The organism is Streptomyces fildesensis (genome assembly GCF_016107395.1).
Lineage (GTDB): Bacteria > Actinomycetota > Actinomycetes > Streptomycetales > Streptomycetaceae > Actinacidiphila > Actinacidiphila fildesensis.
Genome location: NZ_JAAIKO010000224.1, coordinates 1 through 347, shown reverse-complemented (window position 1 = coordinate 347; position 347 = coordinate 1). Strand labels below are relative to the sequence as shown.

1 protein-coding gene is annotated in these 347 nt (G+C 45.5%); it reads left to right on the top strand.

From position 1 onward, the window contains the following. Positions 1-20: 20 nt before the first annotated feature. The coding region (locus tag C6N31_RS42690; protein WP_307811621.1) for a pathogenesis-related BetVI family protein at positions 21-347 on the top strand (327 nt) is incomplete at its 3' end.

Sequence of the window (347 nt, the reverse complement as noted above, 5' to 3'; positions counted from 1 at the left end):
TACCTAACGTTGTGAAGTGTGTGGAAGTCATTCAAGGCGATGGAGGTCCCGGAACCATCAAGAAGATTCACTTCAGTGAAGGACACAAATTCAAGTTCATGACACACAGGATTGATGCGGTTGACAAAGAACACTACTCAATCAAGTACACAGTGATCGACGGAGACATGTTATGTGGTTTCATTGAATCAATTTCTCATGAGCTGACAGTGTCGGCTTCTCCAGACGGAGGATCTATCTACAAGAACAAAATCAAGTACCACACCAAGGGCGATGAGGACTGCACAGAGCATGCTAATGGCGGCAAAGAGGAAGGCATCACATTGTTCAAGGCTATTGAAGCCCAC